Source organism: Streptosporangium nondiastaticum (assembly GCF_003011965.1).
GTDB classification, from domain to species: Bacteria; Actinomycetota; Actinomycetes; order Streptomycetales; family Streptomycetaceae; genus Streptomyces; species Streptomyces nondiastaticus.
Window position 1 is genome coordinate 40,604 of sequence record NZ_PXWG01000023.1, and the last position, 21,440, is coordinate 62,043.

The 21,440-nt window shown below is 73.6% G+C and carries 19 protein-coding genes; 4 read left to right on the forward strand and 15 right to left on the reverse strand.

Annotation, left to right across the window (positions count from 1 at the left end; translation table 11 throughout):
* Window positions 1-37 precede the first annotated feature (37 nt).
* From pheT to infC, 7 genes are all read right to left on the reverse strand, one after another.
* Window positions 38-2,548: a phenylalanine--tRNA ligase subunit beta gene (pheT, locus tag B7P34_RS12510; RefSeq protein WP_106675928.1), complete on the reverse strand. Its 2,511-nt coding sequence runs from the start codon at window positions 2,546-2,548 to the stop codon at window positions 38-40.
* Window positions 2,548-3,669, reverse strand: coding sequence for a phenylalanine--tRNA ligase subunit alpha (pheS, locus tag B7P34_RS12515; RefSeq protein ID WP_106675929.1), 1,122 nt, complete (start codon window positions 3,667-3,669; stop codon window positions 2,548-2,550). The genes pheT and pheS overlap by 1 nt, the downstream gene beginning before the upstream one ends.
* A gap of 141 nt (window positions 3,670-3,810) precedes the next feature.
* Complete coding sequence (locus B7P34_RS12520) at window positions 3,811-4,995, reverse strand: sensor histidine kinase (RefSeq protein WP_106675930.1); 1,185 nt, start codon at window positions 4,993-4,995, stop codon at window positions 3,811-3,813.
* A 37-nt stretch (window positions 4,996-5,032) separates the two neighbouring features.
* Complete coding sequence (locus B7P34_RS12525) at window positions 5,033-5,866, reverse strand: TrmH family RNA methyltransferase (protein ID WP_030369868.1); 834 nt, start codon at window positions 5,864-5,866, stop codon at window positions 5,033-5,035.
* Window positions 5,867-5,999: 133 nt separating this feature from the next.
* Entirely contained in the window at window positions 6,000-6,386 is a 387-nt protein-coding gene (rplT, locus tag B7P34_RS12530; protein ID WP_030369869.1) for a 50S ribosomal protein L20, read from the reverse strand.
* A gap of 92 nt (window positions 6,387-6,478) precedes the next feature.
* Window positions 6,479-6,673 carry a 50S ribosomal protein L35 gene (rpmI, locus tag B7P34_RS12535; protein ID WP_030369870.1) on the reverse strand — a complete coding sequence of 65 codons (195 nt, stop codon included), beginning with the start codon at window positions 6,671-6,673 and terminating at the stop codon, window positions 6,479-6,481.
* A gap of 132 nt (window positions 6,674-6,805) precedes the next feature.
* Complete coding sequence (gene infC / locus B7P34_RS12540; protein WP_106675931.1) at window positions 6,806-7,465, reverse strand: translation initiation factor IF-3; 660 nt, start codon at window positions 7,463-7,465, stop codon at window positions 6,806-6,808.
* 321 nt (window positions 7,466-7,786) lie between these two features.
* Here infC and B7P34_RS12550 point away from each other — a divergent pair, with 321 nt between their 5' ends.
* Entirely contained in the window at window positions 7,787-8,152 is a 366-nt protein-coding gene (locus B7P34_RS12550; protein ID WP_106675956.1) for a DUF1844 domain-containing protein, read from the forward strand.
* A gap of 39 nt (window positions 8,153-8,191) precedes the next feature.
* Here B7P34_RS12550 and B7P34_RS12555 read toward each other — a convergent pair whose 3' ends face one another.
* The 4 genes from B7P34_RS12555 to B7P34_RS12570 all read right to left on the reverse strand — a co-directional run bounded on the left by B7P34_RS12555 (window position 8,192) and on the right by B7P34_RS12570 (window position 12,516).
* Complete coding sequence (locus tag B7P34_RS12555) at window positions 8,192-9,079, reverse strand: MIP family channel protein (RefSeq protein ID WP_353620243.1); 888 nt, start codon at window positions 9,077-9,079, stop codon at window positions 8,192-8,194.
* 125 nt (window positions 9,080-9,204) lie between these two features.
* Entirely contained in the window at window positions 9,205-9,945 is a 741-nt protein-coding gene (locus tag B7P34_RS12560; protein ID WP_106675932.1) for an SseB family protein, read from the reverse strand.
* Between the two features lie 502 nt (window positions 9,946-10,447).
* The gene (mycP, locus tag B7P34_RS12565; protein ID WP_106675933.1) at window positions 10,448-11,641 is read right to left on the reverse strand and encodes a type VII secretion-associated serine protease mycosin; all 1,194 of its coding nucleotides are present in this window, start codon (window positions 11,639-11,641) and stop codon (window positions 10,448-10,450) included.
* Complete coding sequence (locus tag B7P34_RS12570; RefSeq protein ID WP_223267783.1) at window positions 11,638-12,516, reverse strand: hypothetical protein; 879 nt, start codon at window positions 12,514-12,516, stop codon at window positions 11,638-11,640. The genes mycP and B7P34_RS12570 overlap by 4 nt, the downstream gene beginning before the upstream one ends.
* A gap of 252 nt (window positions 12,517-12,768) precedes the next feature.
* On the opposite strand from B7P34_RS12570, the gene B7P34_RS12575 reads away from it, so the two are divergent.
* On the forward strand, window positions 12,769-13,962 hold the full coding sequence (locus B7P34_RS12575; RefSeq protein ID WP_223267784.1) for an amino acid deaminase/aldolase: 1,194 nt from the start codon (window positions 12,769-12,771) through the stop codon (window positions 13,960-13,962).
* Between the two features lie 27 nt (window positions 13,963-13,989).
* Here the strand turns inward: B7P34_RS12575 and B7P34_RS12580 are convergent, their stop codons facing one another.
* From B7P34_RS12580 to B7P34_RS12595, 4 genes are all read right to left on the reverse strand, one after another.
* On the reverse strand, window positions 13,990-15,258 hold the full coding sequence (locus B7P34_RS12580) for a hypothetical protein (RefSeq protein ID WP_106675935.1): 1,269 nt from the start codon (window positions 15,256-15,258) through the stop codon (window positions 13,990-13,992).
* Window positions 15,259-15,396: 138 nt separating this feature from the next.
* On the reverse strand, window positions 15,397-16,182 hold the full coding sequence (locus B7P34_RS12585) for a 3-oxoacyl-ACP reductase (RefSeq protein WP_106675936.1): 786 nt from the start codon (window positions 16,180-16,182) through the stop codon (window positions 15,397-15,399).
* Window positions 16,183-16,285: 103 nt separating this feature from the next.
* Window positions 16,286-17,653 (reverse strand): aldehyde dehydrogenase family protein, encoded by a 1,368-nt coding sequence (locus B7P34_RS12590; RefSeq protein WP_106675937.1) that lies wholly within the window; start codon window positions 17,651-17,653, stop codon window positions 16,286-16,288.
* A gap of 10 nt (window positions 17,654-17,663) precedes the next feature.
* Window positions 17,664-19,031, reverse strand: coding sequence for a glutamine synthetase family protein (locus B7P34_RS12595; RefSeq protein WP_106675938.1), 1,368 nt, complete (start codon window positions 19,029-19,031; stop codon window positions 17,664-17,666).
* Window positions 19,032-19,102: 71 nt separating this feature from the next.
* On the opposite strand from B7P34_RS12595, the gene B7P34_RS12600 reads away from it, so the two are divergent.
* A complete protein-coding gene (locus B7P34_RS12600; protein WP_106675939.1) occupies window positions 19,103-19,825 on the forward strand; it encodes a FadR/GntR family transcriptional regulator in 723 nt (240 codons plus the stop codon).
* 123 nt (window positions 19,826-19,948) lie between these two features.
* Complete coding sequence (gene eat, locus B7P34_RS12605; protein WP_106675940.1) at window positions 19,949-21,415, forward strand: ethanolamine permease; 1,467 nt, start codon at window positions 19,949-19,951, stop codon at window positions 21,413-21,415.
* The last annotated feature ends 25 nt before the right edge of the window (window positions 21,416-21,440 follow it).

Genomic DNA, 21,440 nt, shown 5'->3' on the forward strand with positions numbered 1-21,440 from the left:
GCCGAAGCCCGGCGGCCGTCACGCGGCGTCACCTTCCTCAGGCGCCTCGCAGCACCGCGCCCGTGCGCTCGACGGCCGCGGCGACGGCGGCGTCGCGCGCGGCGGACGCCTCCTCCGCGGTCAGCGTGCGGTCGGCCGCGCGGAAGCGCAGCGCGTAGGCGAGGGACTTCTTGCCCGCGCCGAGCTGCTCGCCGGTGAAGACGTCGAACAGGCGCAGCGACTCCAGCAGCTCGCCCGCGCCGGACCGCAGCGCGGCCTCGACGTCGGCGGCCGGGACGGAGGCGTCCACGACGAGCGCGACGTCCTGCGTGGCCACCGGGTAGGAGGACACGTGCGGGGCCGAGACGGCACCGGTGCCCGCCCGCTCCAGGACGTCGAGGTCGACCTCCATGGCGCAGGCGCGCTCCGGCAGGCCGAAGGCCTTGATGACGCGCGGGTGCAGCTCACCGGCGGAGCCGGCGAACACCTCGGCGCCGTCGACCACGGCGAACAGGGCGGCGCAGCGGCCCGGGTGGAACGGCGCGCGCTGGTCCTGGCGGACGATCAGCTCGGCGCCGGCCTCGCGGGCGACCGTGCGGGCGGCCTCGACGGCGTCGGCCCAGCCGGCCGGACGGCCCTTGCCCCAGTAGCCGGCGAGCTCGCGGGCCCCGGCGAGGACCACGGCGGCGTGGCGCGGCTGCACGGGCAGCGCGGCGTTCAGGCCGGCGATCTCCTCGTCGGTGGGACGGCGGTCGACGGGCAGCCGGACCGGGGCGGTCTCCTCGCCCGTGGGCAGGAAGACGAGGCCGGTCTCGAAGAGGGCCAGGTCGTGCTCGCCGCGGCTGTCGTTGCGGCGCAGGGCCGTGAACAGGCCCGGCAGCAGCGTGGTGCGCAGCGCCGGCTCGGCCTCGGAGAGCGGGTTGACCAGGCGCACCGTGGTGCGGCGCGCGTCGCCGGCCTCCAGGCCGAGGTGGTCGAGCGCCCAGTCCCCGAGGAAGGGGTAGTTGAGCACCTCGACGTAGCCCGCGCCGGCCAGCGCCCGGCCGACGCGGCGGTGCAGCCGCTGGCGGTGGGTCAGGCCGCGGCCGGCGGGGGGCGCCGGCAGGGTGGCGGGCAGGTTCTCGTAGCCCTCGAGCCGGATGACCTCTTCGGCGAGGTCGTTCGGGTCGGTGAGGTCGGGGCGCCAGCTCGGGACGGTGACGATCAGCTCGTCCTGTCCGTAGACGTCGCAGCCGACCTGCTGGAGGCGGCGGACGACGGTCTCCCGGCCGTACTCCACACCGGCCACGCGGTCCGGGTGGTCGGCGCGGATCGCGATGGTGCGCGGGCCGCTGGGGGCCTCGAACTCGGTCACGCCGGCCTCGGCGGTGCCGCCCGCGAGCAGCACCAGCAGGTCGACGGTGCGCTGGGCGGCCGCGGAGGCCGCCTTCGGGTCGACGCCGCGCTCGAAGCGCTTGGCCGCCTCGGAGGGCAGCTTGTGGCGGCGGACGGCGCGGGCGATGGCCGTCGGGTCGAAGTGGGCCGCCTCGATGACGACCTCGGTGGTGCCCCGGCCGGCCGCGTGGTCCGCGATCTCGGTCTCGGCGCCGCCCATGACGCCCGCGAGCCCGATCGGGCCGCGGTTGTCGGTGATGACCAGGTCCTCGGCGTCCAGGACGCGCTTGGTGCCGTCGAGGGTGGTCAGCTTCTCGCCGCGCTCGGCGCGGCGGACGCCGATCGGGCCGTCGAGGCGCGAGCGGTCGTAGGCGTGCAGCGGCTGGCCGAGCTCCAGCATCACGTAATTGGTGATGTCGACGGCGAGCGAGATCGGGCGCATGCCGGCCTTCTGCAGGCGGCGCTGCAGCCAGATCGGGGAGCGGGCCTCGGGGTCGAGACCGGTGACGGTGCGGGCCGTGAAGCGGTCGCAGCCGGCCGGGTCGGCGATCTGCACGGGGTAGCCGAAGCTGTTGGGCGCCGGCACGTCCAGCAGGGCCGGGTCGCGCAGCGGCAGGCCGTAGGCGGTGGCGGCCTCGCGGGCGATGCCGCGCATCGACAGGCAGTAGCCGCGGTCCGGGGTGACGGCGATGTCCAGGACCTCGTCGACGAGCTGGAGCAGCTCGATGGCGTCGGTGCCGGGCTCGTACTCCTGCGGGAGCACGATGATGCCGTGCGTGCCGTCGTCGCCCATGCCCAGCTCCTCGCCGGAGCAGATCATGCCGTGCGAGACCTTGCCGTAGGTCTTGCGGGCGGCGATGGCGAAGTCGCCGGGCAGGACGGCGCCGGGCAGCACGACGACGACCTTGTCGCCGACGGAGAAGTTGCGGGCGCCGCAGACGATCTCCTGCGGCTCGCCCGTGCCGTTGGCGGTGCCGACGTCGACGGTGCAGAAGCGGATCGGCTTGCGGAAGCCCTCCAGCTCCTCGATGGTGAGGACCTGGCCGACGACCAGGGGGCCCTTGAGGCCGGCGCCGAGGCTTTCGACGCGCTCGACCTCCAGACCCGCGGCGATCAGCTTGGCCTGCACGTCGCGACCGGTCTCACCGGCCGGCAGGTCGACGTATTCCCGCAGCCAGGAAAGCGGGGCGCGCATCAGATCTCCATCCCGAACGGCCGGGTGAAGCGCACGTCACCCTCGACCATGTCTCGCATGTCCTCGACGTTGTGGCGGAACATCAGCATCCGCTCGATGCCGAACCCGAAGGCGAAGCCGCTGTACTTCGCCGGGTCGATGCCCGCGGCGGTCAGCACGCGGGGGTTGACCATGCCGCAGCCGCCCAGCTCGATCCAGCCCTCGCTGGAGCAGGTGCGGCAGGGGCGGTCGGGGTTCCCGGCCGACTCGCCGCGGCAGGCGAAGCACACCATGTCCATCTCGGCGGACGGCTCGGTGAACGGGAAGTACGACGGGCGCAGCCGGGTGCGCATGTCCTCGCCGAAGAGCACCCGCACCATGTGGTCCAGGGTGCCCTTGAGGTCCGCCATGGTCAGGCCCTCGTCGATGGCGAGGAGTTCGACCTGGTGGAAGACCGGGGTGTGGGTGGCGTCCAGCTCGTCGGTGCGGTAGACGCGGCCCGGGCAGATGACGTAGACCGGGGGCTCGCGGTCGAGCAGCGAGCGGACCTGCACCGGGGAGGTGTGGGTGCGCAGCACGACGCCGGAGTCGGCGTCCTTCTTCGCGCCCTGCACGAAGAAGGTGTCCTGCATGCTGCGGGCCGGGTGGTCCGGCCCGAGGTTGAGGGCGTCGAAGTTGAACCACTCGGCCTCGACCTCGGGGCCCTCGGCGACCTCGTAGCCCATGGCCACGAAGACGTCCTCGATGCGCTCGCTGAGCGTGGTCAGCGGGTGCCGGGCGCCGGCGGGAACGCGGTCGTACGGCAGGCTGACGTCCACCGCCTCCTCGACCAGCACGCGGGCGTCCCGCTCCGCCTCCAGCTCGGCCTGGCGGGCGGCGAAGGCCTTGTTCACGGCACCGCGGGCCATGCCCATGCGCTTGCCGGCCTCGGCCTTGGCGTGCGGCGGCAGGGCGCCGATCTCGCGGTTGGCGAGGGCGAGGGGCGAGCGGTCACCGGCGTGCGCGGCCTTGACCTCGCGCAGGGCGTCGAGGTCGGCGGCCGCGGCGACGGCGGCGAGCGCCTCGTCCCGCATGCGCTCGATCTCTTCCGGTTTCAGTGCCTCGACCTCGACAGGGTCATACGACTTATTGGGTGCGGACATCTCTTCCCGTGCTTCCGGTTCTGGATGGCTTCGCTTCGCTGCGCGGCTTTGCCCGACGGATGGGTGCCAAGGTCGTGCCAAAGGTGCCAAAGGTCGAGTCTAAGGGGCGCATGGGGGTCGGTGGGCCCGCGGGCCGCCCGCTCAGGCCTGTGAGAGAAAGGCCGGGGCGCCCACGGGCAACGTAAATCGGAACCGGGCGCCGCCGCAGGCGGCCCGCTCGACGGTGATCGTCCCGCCGTGGGCCTCGACGATGCCCTTGACGATGTAGAGGCCCAGGCCGGTGCCGCCGCGCTTGCTGCCCCGCCAGAAGCGGGTGAAGACGCGGCTCATCGACTCCTCCGGGATGCCCGGCCCCTCATCGCTCACCGTGACCGCCGTACCTTCCGTGCCCTCCGGCCGCGCCTTCAGCAGCGCCGGCGCCACCTCTATCGTGACGCGTCCCTCGCCGTGGCGCACCGCGTTTTCCAGGAGGTTGCCGAGGACCTGGTCGACCTTGTCGGGGTCGGCCCAGAGGGCGGGCAGGGGGGCGGTGACCTTGACCTCGAAGCGGTCGGCGCGGTGGCCCGCGGTGGTGTACGCCTGGACGTGGCGGCGGACGGCCGCGACGATGTCGACCGGCTGGCGGCGCAGCTCCAGGCGGCCGGAGTCGATCCGGGAGATGTCGAGCAGCTCGGCGATCAGCCGGGTGACGCGGTCGGCGTCGGCGTCGACGGTCTCCAGCATCAGCCGCTTCTGGTCGTCGGTGAAGCGCTCCCACTTGGCGAGGAGCGTGGCCGTGAAGCCCTTCACGGAGGTGAGCGGCGAGCGCAGCTCGTGGGCGACGGTGGCGATGAGCTCGGCGTGGCTGCGCTCGGTGCGGCGGCGGGCGTCGGTGCCGCGCAGCTGGACGACGAGGCGGCGCAGGGGCCCGGCGGGCCGCTCGCGGACGTAGCGCGCGGAGACGAGGACCTCGCGGCCGCCGGGGAGGAGCAGATTCCGCTCGGGCTGGCCCACCCGGGTGGCGAGGCCGCCGTACGGGTCGGTGAGCGGCCACCAGCGGCGGCCGTCCAGGTCCTCCAGGGGCAGGGCGCTCTCCAGGGGGCGGCCGATCGCCTCGTCGGGCCGGACCGCGGTGATCCGGGCCGCGGCGGCGTTGAAGCAGGTGACGCGGCCGTTCTCATCGGCGACGACGAGGCCGTCGGGGAGCTCGTCGGGGTGCGGGCCGAGGCCCGCGAGCCCCTGGGCGGGCGCTGCGCCCGTGCCGTCCTGCCCGTGGGATCCGTGCGGCGCGGGGTCCGCCGCCGGAGCGGCGCCGGGCACGCCCCCGGAAGTCCTGACGTTCGTCATCCGCACCCCCTCCCGATCCCCCCGGGGGGCAACCCTACTAGCTGAAGGTCACGGAGCGGCACCCTCCGGGTGCACGCTGCGCACGGGCGGAGGCGTAGAGGCACACGGCGGCGGCCGTCGCGAGGTTCAGACTCTCGGCCTTGCCGTGGATGGGGACGCGCACCACGGCGTCGGCGAGCGCGCGGGTCTCCTCCGGCAGGCCCCACGCCTCGTTGCCGAAGACCCAGGCGGTGGGCCCGCCCATGGTGCCGCGGTCCAGCTCGGCGTCCAGGTCGCGGTCGCCCGCGCCGTCGGCGGCGAGGATCCGGGCGCCGACGCCCTGCAGGCCGCTCACGACCTGCTCGACGGGGACGCCCACGGCGACCGGCAGGTGGAAGAGGGAGCCGACGGAGGCCCGTACGGCCTTGGGGTTGTAGAGGTCCACGGAGGCGTCGGTGAGCACGACGGCGTCCGCGCCGGCGGCGTCCGCGCAGCGCAGGACGGTGCCGGCGTTGCCGGGGTCGCGCACGTGGGCCAGGACGGCGACCAGGCGGGGCCGGCCGGCCAGGATCTCCTCGAAGGGCGTGTCCAGGAAGCGGCAGAGGCCGACGATGCCCTGCGGGGTGACGGTGTCGGACATCTCGGCGATGACCTCGTCCGTCGCGGTGAGGACGGGCACCCCGGCGGCGCGGGCGGCGTCGACGATGTCCGCGTGGCGCCCGGCGGCGTCCGGCGTCACGTACACCTCGACGAGATGGCCTATGGCCTCGCGGACGGACTGCGGCCCCTCGGCGATGAAGCGGCGTTCCTTGGCGCGGAAGCTGCGCTTGGCAAGACGGCGGGCCGCGATGACACGGGGCGATCGCAGGGAGGTCAGCTCGGGGGCCGCCATGGGCTCACTTTCGGTTGCTGGTGTGCGCGGTGCGGTGCCGGGCCGGCACCGGGAGGGTTCCTGGGGCCGGACGCGAGCGGACCCGCAGGCCGTGGGCCTGCGGGTCCGGTCAGCAACAGCCTCGGGGTGCCGGTCAGGCAGCGGCCTTCGGGGCGTTGACGTCGGCCGGCAGGGCCTTCTGGGCGACCTCGACGAGCGCGGCGAACGCGTTCATGTCGTTGACGGCCAGGTCCGCGAGGATCTTGCGGTCCACCTCGATGTTGGCGGCCTTCAGACCCTGGATCAGGCGGTTGTACGTCATGCCGTTCTGGCGGGCAGCGGCGTTGATGCGCTGGATCCACAGCTGACGGAAGTCGCCCTTGCGCTTCTTGCGGTCGTTGTAGTTGTAGACCAGGGAGTGGGTGACCTGCTCCTTGGCCTTGCGGTACAGGCGCGACCGCTGGCCGCGGTAACCGCTGGCCGCCTCGAGGATCGCCCGGCGCTTCTTGTGCGCGTTGACTGCGCGCTTGACGCGTGCCACTTGTTAACTCCTTGTAGCGGGGCCGTGGTGGATTCTCACACGACCCGAAATCGATTGGGTCCCGGTGTGGACGTGCGGCCGAAGCCGGAACGTCACTTGCCGAGAAGCTTCTTGATCTTCTTGGCGTCGGCCGGGGCCATCTCGGCGTTGCCGGTGAGGCGACGCGTCAGGCGGGACGACTTGTGCTCGAGCAGGTGGCGCTTGCCGGCGCGCTCGCGCAGGACCTTGCCGGAGCCGGTGACCTTGAAGCGCTTCTTGGCACCGCTGTGCGTCTTGTTCTTCGGCATAGCGCCGTTCTCTCCTCGTCGGTGGCACTCCCCCGGCCGGATCAGGGCGCACGGGAGTGTCATCTGTGTTCGGTTGGTGTCCGGGGCGGATGCCCCGGGCGGGGGTCATCCGGGGCGCGGGGCGCCCCCGGATCACGCCTCTGCGGGCTCCTCGGCGGCGTCCGCGGACGAGGCGCCGGAGCGCTCCGCCTTACGGGCGGCCTGCGCCTCGCGGGCTTCGGCCATCGCCTCGGTCTTCTTCTTGTGCGGACCGAGGACCATGATCATGTTGCGGCCGTCCTGCTTCGGGTTCGACTCGACGAAACCGAGGTCCTGGACGTCTTCCGCGAGGCGCTGCAGCAGTCGGTAGCCGAGCTCCGGCCGGGACTGCTCGCGACCACGGAACATGATCGTGATCTTGACCTTGTCGCCCTGCTTGAGGAACCGGACGACGTGACCCTTCTTGGTGTCATAGTCGTGCGGGTCGATCTTCGGCCGGAGCTTCATCTCCTTGATGACCGTGTGCGCCTGGTTCTTGCGCGCCTCACGGGCCTTCATGGCCGACTCGTACTTGAACTTCCCGTAGTCCATGAGCTTGCAGACCGGCGGACGGGCGTTCGCCGCCACCTCGACGAGGTCGAGGTCGTACTCCTGCGCAAGCTCCAGTGCCTTGGCAAGCGGCACGATGCCGACCTGCTCGCCACTGGGACCGACAAGTCGCACCTCGGGGACTCGAATCCGGTCGTTGATGCGGGGCTCGGCGCTGATGGATCCTCCTCGGTAGCACCACGCGGCGGCCTGGCGGGCGGCCACGTAACGTCTTTTCGTAAGACCAACCGCGCCGGTGCAACAAAAATGCCCCGACGGGACACAGGCGGGGCTCCATGAAACCGGAACACCGCCACGGCATGCCGCGGGGCGCATCGGGCAGCTCCATCGTCCGTACGGAACGATGGGCGCCGCCTGACCGGAGACCTGCCGGCCTGTGGCCGGGCGAGGTGGGAGAACGGAGCTCCACTTGTGGGCCGGGCACATGAGTGTCCAGCCGGTCGTGTGCACAACCCTAGCAGTGATGCCAGGGGGTGCGCCAACCCGCGGCGAACCGATTCCTCACCGGCACGTATCGTGTCCGCCATGAGCGACGACGCGACCCCCACCGGCGAGAAGCCGGACTTCGACACCATGACCCGTGACATCGCGGACGTTCCCGCGGTCGAGGTGATCACCACGGTCGCGGTGCACCTGATGAGCTCGGCGGCGGTCAACCTCGGCCTCGCCGAGGAGGGCGAGCAGCACAAGGACCTCGACGAGGCCCGCAAGCTGATCACCGCGCTCGCCGGGCTCGTGACCGCCAGTGCCACCGAGATCAGCAACTTCCACGCCGGACCGCTGCGCGACGGGCTGAAGTCCCTCCAGCTGGCCTTCCGCGAGGCGTCCGTCGTGCAGGACGAGCCGGGTCAGGGGCCCGGCGAGAAGTTCACGGGCCCCGTCTTCGGCTGAGCCCCCCTTTTTTCTTCCTCCGGGACTGCGGCGCCCCGGTCAGGCCAGGCCCGACGGACCCGCCTGATCGGGGCGCTCCCCGCCCTCCCCGCCCTCGTCCCCGTCGCCGCGGTCCTCCCGCGGCCCGGGGCGCTCCTCCGTCGGGTGCGCGGCCGTCGTCGGCCCCTTCGGGTACTGCGGCAGCGCCAGGCCGTTCGCCAGGTTCGCCGGACTGAACGGCGGATGCGTGACCCGGTGCGCGCAGGCCGCGAGGGCGCCGCCGATCAGCGGCGCGACGATGAACAGCCACAGCTGGGACAGCGCGCCACCGCCCGCGAACAGCGCCGGGCCCAGGCTCCGCGCCGGATTCACCGAAGTGCCCGTCAGCGGGATGCCCACCAGGTGGATCACCGCGAGGGCCAGGCCGATGGGAAGGCCGTCGAAGCCCACCAGCGCGATCTTGTGGGTCACCGCGAGCACGACGAAGACCAGCAGGAAGGTCAGGACGACCTCCGCGAGGAACGCACCGCCCGTGTTCAGGTGCACCGCCGAGCGCTTGCCCCAGCCGTTGCTGCCGAACGCGCCCTCCGTCCTCAGCCCCGGCACCTGCTTGGCCAGCAGGAACAGCAGCGCCGCGCCCACGATGCCGCCGAGCAGCTGCGCCACCCAGTACTCGATCGCCGTGCGCAGCGCGATGCGGCCCTCCATCAGCATGCCGAGCGTCACCGCCGGATTCACGTGGCAGCCCGACACCGGGCCCAGCGCGTAGCAGAGGGCCAGCAGGACGAAGCCGAAGGCCAGGGCGATGCCGAGGACTCCGATGTAGTCGGCCGCGAGGACCGCGGAGCCGACGGCGAAGAAGACCAGCAGCAGAGTGCCGAGGAACTCGGCAGCGACGGTTCTCGTCTCCACGGAGTCGAGACTTGCGGCCCCCAGCTTCACGTCCATGGCGTCCTCCAGGGATCTCGTGGACCTTCTTCGCATTGTCGGTCGATCCACGGCGGGGCGCCTGTCGGCCTGCGGCCGGCTCGGGGTGGCTCAGGGGGGTGACCCGGTGGTCACCCAGCGGTGACTCAGCGGGTGAAGAGGGGCTCCCCGGGGACGGAGGCGCCGGTCGGCAGCAGCGCCAGGTCGAGGCCGCGCACGAGGCGGGCCCGCAGGACCTCGTCGGAGGCCAGCGCCTCCGCGATGCGCTGCACCGCGCCGGAGGCCTCGGCCTCGCCGGCCAGGGCCAGTGCCAGCGTGCCGTCCGCCTCCCGCGAGGGAACCAGGTGGGCCCGGCGCACCGCCGGCTCGGCGGTCAGGACCGTACGGAGCGCCTCCGCCACGGCCGGGTCGGTGAGCGGGTCGGCGCTCTCCCGGCCCTCCGCGAGGGCCAGCAGGGCGGGGCCCGTCAGCTGGTACGGCACGGGGCCCGCCATGTCCAGGACGATCGTGTCGGCCTTCTCGTGCGCGGCCGCCTGCAGGGCCTGGTGCAGGGGTACGGCCACGGGGCGGGCGTCCGCGCGCCAGCGCGCCAGCGACTCGATCGAGGTGAAGGCGGGGAGCGCCTTGCGGCCGTCCGGGGCCTGCAGCGTCGGCACGGCCATGTCGCTGGTCTTCTCGCGCTTCAGCCCGTCCGGGCCCGTCTCGACCTCGCCGAGCACGGCCACGACGGGCACGAGCAGCCGGGCGCCGCGGAGCGCGGCGAGCACGCGGGCCTCGGCGCCGCGGTCCCGCTCCGCGGACCACGCCGCGAGTGCGGCGGTCAGCTCCGCATCGGCGGAACCGTCGTCGTCGGAGAACCCGGGATCAGGAATATTCTTCAGCGCCACCTGGAGAGTCTATGGTCCGCGCCTGACGCCCTACGGGGCGCCCCCGCGCCTGACCGGCCGAGGCCGGGCCTCACGTGTCCGCCGCGGCGGACGGAGAGGGCCCGGGGCCCCAGCCCCTGATCCGCCGCAACGGCGTGCAACCACCACGGTGGAACCCGGCGGTGCCGACCCGGACTCGGGCCGAGGATTGTCCGGCACCGCCGGGCCGCGCCGCGGGGGGCTGAGCACCACTGCGGCGGGAGAAGTGCCCGGGGCTCCCGGCCTCCGCCTCAGGCGAGGGGCTTCCGGCACCGCCGGGCCGCACCACGGGGAGAGTGCCCAGGGCCCAGCCCCTGAATCCGCCGCAACGGCGCGCAGCCAGCGCCGTGGAACCCGGCGGTGCCGAACCGGCCCCCGGCCAAGGACCCTCCCGCACCGCCGGACCGCGCCGCGCGGGCTGAGCGCCGCTGCGGCGGGAGGAAACGTGGGCACAGGGTGGGTGAGAGGGCGGTGCCGGGCCGGCTCAGGCCGTGCGGCGGCGGCCCCTCCACAGCGTGGCGGCCGTGGCCAGGAGGAGTACGCCCAGGGCACCCGCGACCGGGGCCGTGTAGTCCGGGGTGTCCCGGGGCTCGGGGGGCCGGCCCGGGGGGCCGGAGGTGCCGAAGTACGGGCTGTTGTAGTCGCGCGCGGCCCGGGGGCTCAGCGACTCGGGAGTCAGGTCCCCGCCGCGGGCGATGGCCGCGGCGGGGTCGACCACGCCCGCCCCCAGGGAGTCGCTGCGTCCGCCGGGCGGCGCGTCGCGGGCGGTGTCGACGAGGAGCCGGCGGATCTGGGCGGGGCTCAGGCCCGGGTGCGCGGAGCGGACGAGGGCGACCGCACCGGAGACGAAGGCTGCCGCGGCGCTCGTGCCCCAGCCCTCGTAGTAGTGGCGGTCGGGGTCGGCGATGACGACGTCGACGCCGGGCGCGCTGACGGCCGCGTACCACCGGCGCGTGGAGAACGCGGCCCGGCTGCCGTAGCGGTCGACGGCGGTCACGGCGATGACGCCGGGGTAGGCGGCGGGGTAGGAGACGTGGTCGCCCTGTTCGCCGCCGTTGCCGGCGGAGGCGACGACGACGGCGCCCTTGCCGAGGGCGTACTGGACGGCGGCGTCCTCCTGGGGCTCGGGGTGGGCGGTCTCGCTGTCGTCGCCGAGGGAGAGGTTGATGACCTGGGCGCCGTGGTCGGCGGCCCAGCGGATGCCGTCGGCGAGGGCGTTGCCGCGCCCGCTGCGGGCCTTGGCCCGGGAGGGGTCGCCGTCCTCGAGGATCACCCGTACGGGAAGGATCTTCGCTTCAGGTGCGACGCCGACGACGCCGTCCGTGCCGTCGGCCCCGTGCCCCCGCCCGGCGATGATGCCGGCCATGGCGGTGCCGTGCCGGGCCCAGGCGCGGTCGCCGGGGCCGGCGCCGAAGCCGATGAGGTCCTTGCCGGGGAGGACCTGCCCGGCGAGGTCGGGGTGGCCGTCGTCGACGCCGGTGTCGAGGACGGCGACGGTGATGCCGGCGCCCTTGGTGGTCTGCCAGGCCTCTTCGGCGTGGAGGGCTTCGAGCGCCCATTCCTGGACGCGTATGGAGTCGGCGTGCGCGGTCCCGGCGGCCGGCAGGAGGGCGAGCGCGGCGGCGAGGACGGCCGTGAGCAGGGGCCTGCACGCCCGGCGGCGCGGGGCGGTGGTCACCGGGAGCCCTCCTGGGCGGTCGTCCGCCGCACGGCCTGCCGGAAGCCGCTCTCGACGCGCCCGGCGAGGGCGGCGGCCTCGTGGCCGAGTCCGGCCTGCGCGGGGGCGGTGGTGGCGCCGGGGCGGGTGGCGAGGGCGGCGGGCTGCGGGGGCGTGCCGGTGCGGCCGTCGGCGAAGCCGGTGACGGCGTAGACGACGGCGGGTGCGTCGGTGAGGACGCTGACGGCCCAGCTGGCGCGCTGGGCGTCGCCGAAGTGCTCGGCGACGGTGCCGCGCGGCGCGTACGGGCGGGGCATCAGGTCGGTGCGCTCGTCGAGCCGTTCGTCGGCGAACCGCCGGCGCAGGTCGCGCATGCCCTGGCTGCCGGTGGCGGTGACGAGCAGTCCGACGGTGGTGACGGCGGTGGACGTGGCGTCGGTGTAGGTGGCGCGGAGCAGCCGCGTGCAGCCGGCGGGGGCGAGGGCCTTCTCCAGGAGGGGGTCGAAGGCTTCTTCGCAGCCGCTGTCGGGGGCGACGCCGATGCGGGTCCAGACGCGTTCGGCGCCGCCGGGCCCGGCCGCGTCTGCGCGCAGGACGGGCGGGAAGAGGTCGTCGACGGGGACGGTGCGCCAGAGCGTGCCGCCGCGGGCGAAGTCGCGTTCGGCGGCGGTGCCGCCGTCGGCGCGGTCGGCGAGCCAACTCCCGGCGAGGGCGCCGCCGATGAGCCCGAGGCCGAGGACGAGGCAGACGGCGGCGGACAGCGTGCGGGCCCCGGAGCGGCGGCCGGAGCCCGGAGGCGGCATCGGCGGGAGGGGTGGAGGCGGGGGCGGGAAGCAGGCGGCGGCCGGGAGGGGACGGACGGGCAGTGCGGGAGCGCGGTCCGCCTCGGTGCTCACCCTGCGCTCCCCCTCGTGAGCTGGCTTACCCGTCCGCGCCCGGTCCCCGTTCGGGACAGGCCGGTTCGTATCCGGACATCACGCCGCAGGGCGTGCGGTCCGCGGCGTGGGCGCCACTCTACGGGGCTGGTGGCGGGCCCTGCCATCTCGCCCGTGCCGGGCCCCTGTCCACCGCCGGGCGGCTCTGGCAAGCTGCGCCCCATGCGTCTTCCCGCCGCACGTCCTGCCGCACGTTCCGCCGCGCGTCCTGCCGTGCACGCGAGTGCCGAGCGGGCCCGGCTGGACCGGGCGACCGCCTCCTGCGACGCGCCGCTGGCCGTGGTGGACCTGCAGGCCTTCGACGCCAACGCCGCCGACCTGGTGCGCCGGGCGCAGGGGAAGCCGGTGCGGGTGGCGAGCAAGTCGGTGCGCTGCCGGGCGCTGTTGGAGCGGGTGCTGGCCCGGGACGGCTTCACGGGTGTGATGAGCTTCTCGCTGGCCGAGTCCCTGTGGCTGGCGCGGTCGGGCGTGGAGGACGTGCTGCTGGCGTATCCGACGGCCGACCGGGCGGGCCTGGCGGAGCTGACGGCGGATCCGAAGCTGGCGCGGGCGGTCACGGTGACCGTGGACGACCCGGCCCAGCTGGCGCTGATCGACGCGGCCCGGACGGGGCGTGAGGAAGTGCGGGTGTGCCTGGAGTTGGACACCTCGCTGCGGCTGCTGGGCGGCCGGCTGCGGATCGGGGCGCTGCGTTCGCCGCTGCGAGACCCGGAGCGGCTGGCGGACCTGGCGCGGGCGGTCGCGCGCAGGCCGGGCTTCCGGCTGGTGGGCCTGATGGCCTACGAGGCGCATGTGGCGGGTGTGGGTGACGCGGTGGAGGGCCGGCCGCTGTACTCGCGTTCGGTGCGGCTGATGCAGGCCGCGGCGCGCCGGGAGCTGGCGGTGCGCCGGGCGGAGGCCGTCAAGGCTGTGCGCGCCGTGGCGGACCTGGAGTTCGTCAACGGCGGCGGCACGGGGAGCGTGCAGCACACGGCCGCGGAGGACGCGGTGACGGAGGTCGCGGCGGGGTCGGGGCTGTTCGTGCCGCGGCTGTTCGACCACTACCGGTCGTTCCACGGCCGCCCGGCCGCCCTGTTCGCGCTGCCGGTGGTGCGGCGGCCGGGGGTGGGCGTGGTGACCGTCCTGGGCGGCGGGTACCCGGCGTCGGGGGCGGCCGGATCCGACCGGCTTCCGCAGCCGTACCTTCCGGCGGGCCTGCGGCTGGACGCGCGGGAGGGGGCGGGCGAGGTGCAGACGCCGCTGCTCGGCGGGCCCGCGGACGACCTGCTGATCGGTGACAAGGTGTGGTTCCGGCACGCGAAGGCGGGAGAGCTGTGCGAGCGGTTCTCCGCGCTGCGGCTCGTCGATGGCGACCGCATCGTGGATACGGTCGCCACCTACCGAGGCGAAGGCCAAACGTTTCTGTGACGGTGTGCCGGTGTCGTCAGGCCTTCGTCAGAACGCCTTGTCGGCCTGGTCCGGGATGACCGAGCCGTCCGCGCGGCGGACCGGCGTCTTCGAGCCGTCCTCCGCGGTGGCGCCCGTCGTCGCGCACGGGTACGTGCCGGACTTGCGCGGCATCGGGTCGATGAACATCGGGTTGGCGACCCAGCGGCCGTCCGCGTCGTCGTAGGCGCGGCACATCAGCTCGGCCTTGTTGCGGTTGATCGCGACGTGCGCACCGGTGGCGTCGTTCACGAACGTCACGTCGGTGTCGGCGTCGCCCGCACCGAGGGCGATGCGGTGCTTGAAGTCCTGCTGCTGCCAGGCCTTCGCGCCCTTGATCTTGAAGATCTCCTGGTTGATCATGCAGCGCTTGCCGTCCATGTACGGCAGGGCGTCGCCGCGGCCGGTCTCGACGCCGCCGCAGCCCTTGATGGCCGTGGTGAGACGGCCGTGCTTGGTGATGCTGCGGATGCCGATGGTGTGCTTGGCGTCCAGGCCCACGCCGCCCGACCAGGCCTCGGCGATCGACTCGGAGGAGGCGGAGACGATGTAGACGTCGAAGCCGGCCGCCTTGAGCGTGCGGATGAGGTCCTTCTGCTGGTCGTAGTAGCGGACGTAGCCGGCGAGGGTGTGCGTGCCGACGGTCTGCACGGCGCCGACGGGCGCGGCGAGCTGCTCGGCGCGCGCCTGCTTGGCGAAGGAGGTCAGGGCGGCGGGCGTGTGACCGGCGAACAGCTGGGGGATCCAGGCGTAGGCGGGCACGGTGCGGCGGTGGTTCCAGTCGCCCGCGAAGGCGTCCTCGCCGGCCATGGTCTTCGACTTCTCGCGGATCTCGAAGATCTCGTCGGCGCAGGCGGTGTTCTTCGAGGTGGGCAGCGGCCGGCCGGGGCGCACGGCGGTGCCGCACGCCTTGGCGAGGGCCTTGTCGGCGGCCGGGGTGAGCCAGGCGCTGGTGTCCTTCCAGCTCTTCGGCTGCAGGATCTTGTCGTGCTTGAGCGCCCAGGCGAGCGTGGCGTCGGTGATGTCGTTCTTGACGACGGTGTTGTCCCAGTCGAAGGCGGCGACGGGGCGGGGGCCGCCCTTGCCGGAGCAGGTGCCGCGCTCGTCGATCATCTTCTGGAGCCGGGCGCGGTTGTCGCCGGCCCACGGGAGCTTCTTGTCGAGCTGGGGGCAGTTGCGGCGGGGCGCGTCGTGGGCGGGGGCCGCGGTGGCGGGGATCGCGGTCGCGAGGGCCGCGGCGGCAGCGAGGCCGGCGACGATGGCGGACTTGGTGCGCATGTGCTCTCTTTGCGGTGGTGCGTGCGGGGGCGGGAGATCCCCCGGGGCCGGCCGTACGGGCCCGCACCGGGGGATCCTCGGCCGGGTCCGGCCGCGGGGTCTGCACCCGCGGCCGGACCGGCCTTTTGATCATGGACCCTACAGCGGGGTCACGTACGCGCCCGCGATGCCACCGTCGACGAGGAACTCGGCGGCGTTGACGAAGGACGAGTCGTCGCTGGCGAGGAACGCGACCGCGGCCGCGATCTCCTCGGGCTCGGCGAACCGGCCGACGGGCACGTGCACGAGACGGCGCGCGGCGCGCTCGGGGTCCTTGGCGAAGAGCTCCTTGAGCAGCGGGGTGTTCACCGGCCCCGGGCACAGGGCGTTGACGCGGATGCCCTCGCGGGCGAACTGCACGCCGAGCTCGCGGGACATCGCCAGCACGCCGCCCTTGGAGGCGGTGTAGCTGATCTGCGAGGTGGCGGCGCCCATGACGGCGACGAAGGAGGCGGTGTTGATGATCGAGCCCTTGCCCTGGCGCTGCATGTAGGGCAGGGCTGCCTTGCAGCACAGGTAGACGGAGGTGAGGTTGACCTCCTGGACGCGCTTCCAGGCGTCCAGCCCGGTGGTGAGGATCGAGTCGTCGTCGGGCGGGGAGATGCCGGCGTTGTTGAAGGCGACGTCGACGGAGCCGTAGGTGTCGTAGGCGGTCTTGAAGAGCGCCTCGACCTCCTCGGGGCTGGTGACGTCGACCTTGACGAAGAGTCCGCCGGTCTCGGCGGCCGCGGCCTTGCCGGCGGTCTCGTCGATGTCCGCGCAGACGACCTTGGCGCCCTCCGAGGCGAAGCGGCGGGCGGTGGCCAGGCCGATGCCGCTGCCGGCTCCGGTCACGACGGCGGTGCGGTCCGCCAGCCGGCGGCAGACGAAAGTGTGGTCGCTCAACGCAATGGCCTTTCTGTGGCTACGGGTACGGCTGTGGGTGCGGCTGCCGCCGTGGGTGTGACCGCGAGTGCGGCCGTCGTGACACGAACCGGTCGGACCGGTCTCACGTCCCCTCGGTGAGGGGGTCGGTGGCGATGAAGACGTTCTTGATCTCCGCGAAAGCGGACAACGCGCCGGGGCCCAGTTCGCGGCCGAGGCCGGACTGCCCGAAGCCGCCGAACGGCGTCCAGTAGCGGACGCTGCTGTGGGAGTTGACGGAGAGGTTCCCGGCGGCGACGGCCCGGGAGACGCGTACGGCGCGCGAGACGTCGCGGGTCCAGACCGAGCCGGAGAGGCCGTAGTCGGTGGCGTTGGCGATCCGCACCGCCTCCGCCTCGTCCTCGAAGGGGATGACGACGGCGACCGGGCCGAAGATCTCCTCGACGGCGGTGCGGTCCTCCGGCCGGCCCTCCAGGACGGTCGCCGGATACCAGAAGCCCTTGCCCGTGGGCGCCTCGCCGCGGATGGCGGCGGGGGCGCTCTCGGGGACGTAGGACCGCACGCGCTCGCGGTGCGCGGCCGAGATCAGCGGCCCCATCTGCGTGGCGGGGTCCGCCGGGTCGCCGACGGCGAAGGACTTCACGGCCGGCTCCAGCAGCTCCATGAAGCGGTCGTACACGGAGCGCTGGACGAGGATGCGGCTGCGGGCGCAGCAGTCCTGGCCGGTGTTGTCGAGGAAGGAGCCGGGGGCGGCCGCGGCGGCCCGCTCGACGTCGGCGTCGGCGAAGACGATGTTGGGGCTCTTGCCGCCGAGTTCGAGGGTCACGCGCTTCACGCCCGCCGCGCACTTGGCCATGATCTGCTTGCCGACGGCGGTGGAACCGGTGAAGACGACCTTGGCGACGCCGGGGTGTTCCACGAGGGCGTCGCCGGCGACGGGCCCGGCGCCCGGCAGGACCTGGAAGAGGCCCTCGGGCAGCCCCGCCTCCAGCGCCAGTTCCGCCAGGCGCAGGGCGGTCAGCGGGGTGGTCTCGGCGGGCTTGAGGAGGACGGCGTTGCCCGCGGCCAGGGCGGGGGCGAGGCCCCAGGCGGCGATGGGCATCGGGAAGTTCCACGGGGCGATGACGGCGACGACGCCGAGCGGCTCGTGGAAGGTGACGTTCAGGCCGCCCGCGACGGGGATCTGCGCGCCGGTGAGCCGCTCCACTCCCCCGGCCGCGTACTCCAGCAGGTCGCGGGCGTTGCCCGCCTCCCAGCGGGCGTTGCCGACGGGGTGCCCGGCCTCGCGGACCTCCAGCTGGGCGAGCTCCTCCAGGTGCGTGTCGACTGCGTCGGCGAAGCGGCGGAGGTGGCGGGCGCGGTCGCCGGGGGCCAGCGCGGACCAGCTGCGCTGGGCTTCGGCGGCGCGGCGGACTGCCGCGTCGACGTCTTGCGGCGTCGCCGCGGGGATGGTGGCGACGAGTTCCTCGGTGGCGGGGTTGATGATGTCCAAGGCGGTGTCCTTACATCCGCTCGAAGGAGCGGAACCGCTCCCAGTCCGTGACGGCCGTGTCGTAGGCCTCCTGCTCCACGCGCGCCATGTGCAGGTAGTGCTCGACGACTTCGTCGCCGAAGGCCTCCCGCGCTATGGGGCTCTTCTCCCACAGCGCGGCGGCCTCGCGCAGGGTGGCGGGGACGTGCTGCGCGTCGCCCGCGTAGGCGTTGCCGGTACAGACCTCGGGCAGCTCCAGCTCGTGCTCGACGCCGTACAGGCCGGCGGCCACCATGCCCGCGACGGCGAGGTAGGGGTTGACGTCCCCGCCGGGCAGGCGGTTCTCGAAGCGGTGGGAGTGGCCGTGGCCGATGACGCGCAGGGCGCAGGTGCGGTTGTCGGGGCCCCAGGCGACGGCGGTGGGGGCGAAGGAGCCGGGCCGGAACCGCTTGTACGAGTTGATGTTGGGCGCGTAGAGGAGGGTGAAGTCGCGCAGCGCGGCGAGCTGTCCGGCCAGGAAGTGCCGCATCGTCTTCGACATGCCGTACGGGCCCTCGTCGTCGGCGAGGACGGGCCGCCCGGCCTCGTCGCGCAGCGAGAGGTGGATGTGGCAGGAGTTGCCCTCGCGCTCGTCGTACTTGGCCATGAAGGTGAGCGCCATGCCCTCCTGGGAGGCGATCTCCTTCGCTCCGGTCTTGTAGACGGCGTGCTGGTCGCAGGTGGTGAGGGCCTCGTCGTAGCGGAAGGCGATCTCGTGCTGGCCGAGGTTGCACTCGCCCTTGGCGGACTCGACGGTCATCCCGGCGGCGCCCATCTCGTTGCGGATGCGGCGCAGGAGGGGTTCGACGCGGCCGGTGCCGAGGACGGAGTAGTCGCAGTTGTACTGGTTGGCCGGGGTCATGCCGCGGTAGCCGCGGTTCCAGGCCTCCTCGTACGTGTCCTTGAAGACGATGAACTCCAGCTCGGTGCCCGCGTACGCGCTCCAGCCGCGCTCGGCCAGCCGGTCGAGCTGGCGGCGCAGGATCTGCCGGGGCGAGGCGAGGACGGGCGAGCCGTCGTGCCAGGCGAGGTCGGCGGTGAGGAGGGCCGTGCCGGGGTTCCAGGGGGTGCGGCGCAGGGTGGAGAGGTCGCCGCGCATGGCGAAGTCGCCGTAGCCCCGCTCCCAGGACGACATGGCGTAGCCGTCGACGGTGTTGAGGTCGACGTCCACGGCGAGGAGGTAGTTGCAGCCCTCGGTGCCGTGGTCGAGGACGTCGTCGAGGAAGAACCGGGCGGCGAACCGCTTCCCCTGGAGTCGTCCCTGCATGTCGGTGAAGGCGAGGACGACGGTGTCGATCTCCCCGGTGTCGACCAGCCTGCGCAGCTCGTCGACGGCGAGCGGGGGCGTGGGGTCTGCCACGGTGATGCCTCCTGTCGGTGCGACCGGAGGTCTTAAGGTAGGGCTGTAGACCATTAAAGGGAAGAGGTCAGATGAACGATCATGCGGCGGACCGGCTGGCGCCGGTGCTGCGGCCGGTCCGCGCGGGCAACGGCTTCGAGGAAGCGCTGGAGCAGATACTGCAGATCATGCGGCTGGGCCTGGTGGCCGAGGGGGAACGGCTGCCCGCCGAGCGGGAGTTGGCCGACCGGCTGCGCGTGAGCAGGGTGACGCTGCGCGAGGTGCTGAAGGTCCTGCAGGACCAGGGGCTGGTCGAGAGCCGGCGCGGCCGCTACGGCGGCACGTTCGTCCTGGCGCGGCCCGCCACCGCGGGCGAGGACGAGCTGCGGCGCCGGGTCGCCGGCGTGGACGTCGAGGACACGCTGCGCTTCCGCGAGGTGCTGGAGGTGGGCGCGGCCGGGCTGTGCGCCGCGCACGGGCTGCCCGAGGGCGGTGCCGAGCGGCTGCGCGCGGCGCTGGCCGCCACGCACGACGCACCGCTGGCCGGATATCGCCGCGCGGACACGCTGTTCCACCTGACGCTCGCCGAGCTGTCGGGGTCCCCGTCGCTGGCCGAGCGGTACGCCGCGGTCCGGGCGACGGTCAACGACCTGCTGGACTGCATTCCGCTGCTGGTCCGGAACCTGGAGCACTCGCAGCAGCAGCACACCGCGCTCGTGGAGGCGGTCCTCGACGGCGACGCGGAAGGGGCCCGCGAGGTGATGCGCGAGCACTGCTGCGGGACGGCGGCGCTGCTGCGGGGCTTCCTGGCGTAACCGGCGTAACCCGGGAGGCCCTCTCTCGTAACCAGTCTTTTACGCAAGGGGGTTGCCGAATCAGCCACGCCGAGGCAAAGGTATGCCGCAATACCTTTACCTCCCCGAGGCAGGAGCGGCAGCATGCCCGAACGCACGGAGACACCCACGGCCCCGCCACGCGCCTCGGACCGGCCGGCGGACTACCTGGAGAAGCGCACGCTGCGCCGCGGCAGCGCCGGCCCCCTGCTCCTCACCGGCCTCGGCGTCGCCTACGTCGTCTCCGGCGACTTCTCCGGCTGGAACTTCGGCCTCGCGCACGGCGGCTTCGGCGGGCTCGCCGTCGCCGCCGCCCTCATGGGCCTGATGTACACCTGCATGGTCTTCGCCCTCGCCGAGCTCGCCGCCATCCTGCCGACGGCGGGCGGGGGCTACGGCTTCGCGCGGCGCGCGCTCGGCCCGTGGGGCGGCTTCCTCACCGGCACCGCCATCCTCATCGAGTACGTCCTCGCGCCCGCGGCGATCTCCCTCTTCATCGGCGACTACGTCGAGTCGCTAGGCCTGTTCGGGCTCACCTCCTCCTGGCCCGTGTACCTCGCCTGCTTCGTCCTCTTCATCGGCATCCACCTGTGGGGCGTGGGCGAGGCGCTGCGGTTCAGCTTCGTCGTCACCGGCGTCGCCGTCGCCGCGCTGCTGATCTTCGCGGCGGGCGCGCTGACCGACTTCGACGCGGCCCGGCTGCACGACATCCCCGCCGACGCCGGCGCCCTCGGATCGTCCTCCTGGCTGCCGTTCGGACTGCTCGGCATCTGGGCGTCCTTCCCCTTCGGGATGTGGTTCTTCCTCGGCGTCGAGGGCGTGCCGCTCGCCGCCGAGGAGACCAAGGACCCCGTGCGGTCCCTGCCCCGGGCCATGGCCGCCGCGATGGGCATCCTGCTGGTCCTCGCCCTCCTCACCTTCCTCGCCTCGACGGGCGCGGGCGGCGCGGACGCCCTCAAGGACGCCGGGAACCCGCTCGTGGCCGCCGTGCAGCCGGACGGGCACCCCACCGTGCTCGGCCGCATCGTCAACTACGCCGGGCTCGCGGGCCTCGTGGCCTCCTTCTTCTCCCTCATCTACGCCGGATCGCGGCAGCTCTTCGCCCTCTCCCGGGCCGGCTACCTCCCCCGCTCCCTCTCCCTCACCAGCCGCCGCAAGGCCCCCTGGCTCGGCCTGGTCGTGCCCGGCGCGATCGGCTTCACCCTGGCCGCGGCCAGCGGGGACGGCGCGCGGATGCTGAACGTGGCCGTGTTCGGCGCCACCATCTCGTACGCGCTGATGTCGCTCTCCCACATCGTGCTGCGCCGCCGCGAACCGGGGCTGGCGCGGCCGTACCGCACGCCCGGCGGCGTCGCCACCTCGGCGCTGGCGCTCCTGCTCGCCTGCGCGGCGCTCGTGGCGACCTTCCTCGTCGACGTCACCGCCGCGCTCGTCGCCCTCGGCGTCTACGCCGTCGCCGCCGTGTACTTCGCCTGCTGGAGCCGGCACCGGCTCGTCGCCGGGGCGCCCGAGGAGGAGTTCGCGGCGCTCGCCGCGGCGGAGGCGGAACTGAACCGCGACCCCCGCTCGTGATCCACGTCGTAGCGTACGGAACGCA